The organism is Shewanella sp. SACH (genome assembly GCF_001887095.2).
Classification (GTDB): Bacteria; Pseudomonadota; Gammaproteobacteria; order Enterobacterales; family Shewanellaceae; genus Shewanella; species Shewanella baltica.
In genome coordinates this window covers 1-2,978 of record NZ_MPDG02000014.1, presented here as the reverse complement: position 1 = coordinate 2,978, position 2,978 = coordinate 1, and the positions used below count along the sequence as shown (strand labels likewise).

At 47.8% G+C, this 2,978-nt stretch carries 2 protein-coding genes; one reads left to right on the top strand and one right to left on the bottom strand.

Translation table 11 applies throughout. The features are described from left to right. Window positions 1-478: 478 nt before the first annotated feature. Window positions 479-1,975 (bottom strand): aldehyde dehydrogenase, encoded by a 1,497-nt coding sequence (locus BM607_RS21540; RefSeq protein WP_071939240.1) that lies wholly within the window; start codon window positions 1,973-1,975, stop codon window positions 479-481. A 279-nt stretch (window positions 1,976-2,254) separates the two neighbouring features. Here BM607_RS21540 and BM607_RS21535 point away from each other — a divergent pair. After that, on the top strand, window positions 2,255-2,978 hold a 724-nt coding region (locus tag BM607_RS21535; protein ID WP_140393439.1), incomplete at its 3' end, for an aminotransferase class III-fold pyridoxal phosphate-dependent enzyme.

Sequence of the window (2,978 nt, the reverse complement as noted above, 5' to 3'; positions counted from 1 at the left end):
GAGCATCCAAGGAGGATAGGACGAGCAGTCCTCCTTGGTCGGGTGTGGGGTGAAGCCCCACGACTTTGATTTTGATTAAAGCATTCAAAATACGAAACACACTTTGGGGCAATAGCTTTTTTAGCTGAACGAACAGCGATAGGGTTAGTAAAGGATTGGCATTGTTGTAACAGTGACCGTTAGCGACATGGCCGCTTTTTCACATCCCTGTGAACACGGCATATACACTTCCGTGTGCTGTAGATGTCGCCGTCGAGCCAATAGGGATTCTTCTTTTTAAATCTAAAGACGGCGTCGCACTGGGGAAACAATGGCAATTAATGCGTAATGCACGCAACTCAACTGTCTTGCTTTGGGATAAGCCGCCCTAAAAATAAAAAACCTTTTTCCATGTAATATGAAAAGAGGTTTTAGTATTGAGCGAAAGTGGCTCCTTCTCTTATATAGACAAAAAAGAGCGGCTATAAAAACAGAGCGTTTATAGCACGATCCAAGTCGCTTTCAGTTCTGTGTATTTGTCGAAGGAGTGCAGAGATTTATCTCGGCCATTACCTGACTGTTTATAGCCACCGAACGGCGCTGTCATATCGCCGCCATCGTAATGGTTGATCCACACCATGCCAGCGCGCAGGGCTTTGGCGGTTTTATGGGCCTTGCTAATATTCGATGTCCACACGCCAGCGGCTAAACCGTAAATAGTATCGTTGGCGATTGATATCGCTTCTTCCATGCCATTAAATTCAATAACAGATAACACTGGGCCAAAGATCTCTTCACTGGCAATTTTCATCTGATTGTTTACGTTAGAAAATACCGTTGGCTGCACATACACACCGCCCGTATCGGCCATAACTTGGCTGCCACCGTGGACTAAGGTCGCGCCTTCATCTTTACCTGATTTGATGTAACTGAGTACTGTGTCTAACTGTTGTTTATCAACAACGGCGCCGCTCACCGTCGCAGGGTCGAGTGGATGACCCGGATGCCACGAGGCTAGCTCCTCTGCAATAAGCGCGATAAGCTCATCTTTCACCCCTGATTCCACCAGCAAACGTGAACCTGCAGTGCAGACTTCACCTTGGTTAAAAGCAATGGCTTCGGCTGCAGCAACGGCAGCGGCTTTCAGATCTGGCGCATCATTAAAGACGATATTAGGGCTCTTGCCTCCGGCCTCTAACCACACGCGTTTCATGTTCGACTCGCCAGCGTAAATCATTAATTGTTTTGCGATTTTGGTGGACCCCGTAAACACCAACGTATCCACATCCATATGCAGGGCTAAGGCTTTACCTACGGTATGGCCAAATCCTGGCAACACGTTTAATACGCCTTGTGGGATCCCGGCTTCAATGGCGAGTTGCGCCATACGGATAGCCGTTAAGGGTGACTTTTCAGAGGGTTTTAATACCACACTGTTACCCGTTGCAAGTGCAGGCCCGAGCTTCCAACACGCCATCAGCATAGGGAAGTTCCACGGCACAATCGCAGCGACAACACCGACTGGTTCACGGGTGATCATGCCTATTTCATTGTGAGCGGTTGGTGCGAGTTCATCGTAAATTTTATCAATCGCTTCGCCAGACCAGCGAATCGCACGGGCGGCGCCCGCCACATCCACCGCTTTAGAGAAACGAATGGGTTTACCCATGTCGAGGGTTTCTAACAATGCGAGTTCATTGGCATTTTCTTCGAGTAATTCGGCGAAACGTATCATCACTTGTTTGCGCTTTACTGGAGACTGCTGCGACCAAACACCGGAATCGAATACGCTGCGGCCATTGGCAACCGCAAGATTGGCATCCGCAAGATCGCAACTCGCCACTTTTACCAGCAAGCGGCCATCGATAGGGCTAATACAATCAAAGGTGTTACCCGAAACGGCATCTTGGTATTCGCCATTGATAAACGCCTTCCCATTAATAGACAGGCTGGCAGCAAGACTTTCCCATTCGCTGCGTTTCTTCGGTGTGCTCATGATGACCTCTTAATAGTTCGCATAGGTGTGGTTTATCGTTCATCGACAAGAAATAGTGACCAGTGACGACATTAGCGCAAATGCTACACATCATCACAGTCGTAATCCGAGCTTCAGATTACGCTGTTTGAGCAATAAAATTCAATATTTTTTACAAAAATAGCTTTTTTGCCACAAATAACTGCACACAGCTCTTCCATGTTCATTATTTCTAACATAGCATAGCAAATATTAGCCACCCTAAAACAAGACCTGAAAATACAGGACAAGGTAGACACTATGGCCGATTTGCCGCTCAATTCCTCAAGTGATGCTTCACATCAATCTTCAACTGAGCATCCCTCACTTGAACATTTCTGGATGCCTTTTACCGCCAACCGCCAATTCAAAGCCAACCCGCGGTTACTCACCAAAGCGGAAGGCATGTATTACACGGATATTGATGGCAATAAGGTATTAGATGCTACCGCCGGTTTATGGTGTTGTAACGCAGGCCATGGTCGCAAAGAAATCAGCGAAGCGGTCAGCAAACAAATTAAAGAGATGGACTACGCGCCCTCCTTCCAAATGGGTCACCCTATCGCCTTTGAACTTGCCGAGCGCTTAGTCGAGCTAAGTCCTGAAGGATTAAACAAAGTCTTCTTTACTAACTCAGGTTCTGAGTCCGTCGATACAGCACTTAAGATGGCACTTTGCTATCACAGAGCCAACGGTCAAGCCTCACGCACTCGCTTTATTGGGCGCGAAATGGGTTACCACGGTGTCGGCTTTGGCGGCATCTCTGTGGGTGGGTTAAGCAATAACCGCAAGGCATTTAGCGGCCAATTACTGCAAGGCGTCGATCACTTACCCCACACCTTAGATATCCCAAATGCGGCATTTACCCGTGGACTCTCGCACTTTGGCGCTGAAAAAGCCGAGATATTAGAACAGCTTGTTACCCTTCATGGTGCCGAGAATATTGCCGCCGTAATCGTTGAACCTATGTCGGGTTCAGCTGGGG

Excerpts from the sequence above, each read along its gene's own strand:
- BM607_RS21540 (WP_071939240.1), bottom strand. The coding sequence starts at position 1,975 with ATGAGCACACCGAAGAAACGCAGCGAATGGGAAAGTCTTGCTGCCAGC.